This is a genomic window from Winogradskyella psychrotolerans RS-3 (assembly GCF_000427335.1).
Classification (GTDB): Bacteria; Bacteroidota; Bacteroidia; order Flavobacteriales; family Flavobacteriaceae; genus Winogradskyella; species Winogradskyella psychrotolerans.
This window is the reverse complement of sequence record NZ_ATMR01000202.1, coordinates 1-865: the sequence shown is the minus strand read 5'-3', so window position 1 is coordinate 865 and position 865 is coordinate 1. Positions and strand designations below refer to the sequence as shown.

The window sequence follows — 865 nt, the reverse complement described above, 5'->3', positions numbered from 1 at the left end:
CAGGAGCCTGTTCTTAAAAGCGCTGAATGCGGAAGGAATTCCTATGGGCTCCTATATAAAAACGGACTGCACAAAGAACCCTGGATCCAACATGTTTTGGGCTTGGATGAATACCAGACCATGTATACAAAAGAAAGAAGGGAAGAGTACGCTAATTCGCTGGATCTCCCAAATTGCGATAAGATTTGTAACGAAACGCTGATCTCCTTCTGGGGTTCTGGAATGCTTTTAGGCTCTCGTCAGGAAATGGACGAGATAGTTGCCGGAATTACGAAAGTATACGAAAACAGAGACAGTTTGAATAAAATCAAAACCAGCTGAAAAACTTTAACCACCATTGAAAGCCTGAATAACAACATTATGAAAAAAGTAAACCGCCGCAGCTTTTTTAGTACCACACTTAAAGCCACTGCCGCTGCCTCATTGCCACTTAGCTTTTCAACCAACCTACCGGAGGATACAAGAAGTAAACCCAACCTGTTTGCCGGAAAACCTGGGGTTATCGATACCAATGTCAATTTGTTTGATTGGCCATTTAGAAAACTGAAATACGGTGAAACCGATGCTTTGTTGGCCAAGCTATCCAAGCACAGGGTGGAAAAAGCCTGGGCAGGTAGCTTTGAAGCGCTTTTTCACAAAGACATCAACGGTGTCAATGAACGATTGGCCAAGGAATGCAAGCAAAAAGGCAAGGGAATGCTGCTCCCATTCGGTACAGTAAATCTGGCTTGGCCGGATTGGGAAGAAGACTTGAGGCGTTGTGATGAGGTGTACAAGATGCCTGGCGTTAGGATTTACCCCATTTACCAAACCTTTGATCCTAGCCATCCGGATTTTGAAAATTGGTAGCTCAGGTAGAAAAAGG

The 865-nt window shown here is 44.0% G+C and carries 2 protein-coding genes; both read left to right on the top strand.

The window, feature by feature from the left end; translation table 11 throughout:
• Positions 1–321, top strand: a 321-nt coding sequence (locus ADIWIN_RS21565) for a hypothetical protein (RefSeq protein WP_040757703.1), incomplete at its 5' end; no start/stop codon positions are given.
• A gap of 39 nt (positions 322–360) precedes the next feature.
• Positions 361–849 carry an amidohydrolase family protein gene (locus tag ADIWIN_RS17945; protein WP_020898276.1) on the top strand — a complete coding sequence of 163 codons (489 nt, stop codon included), beginning with the start codon at positions 361–363 and terminating at the stop codon, positions 847–849.
• The last annotated feature ends 16 nt before the right edge of the window (positions 850–865 follow it).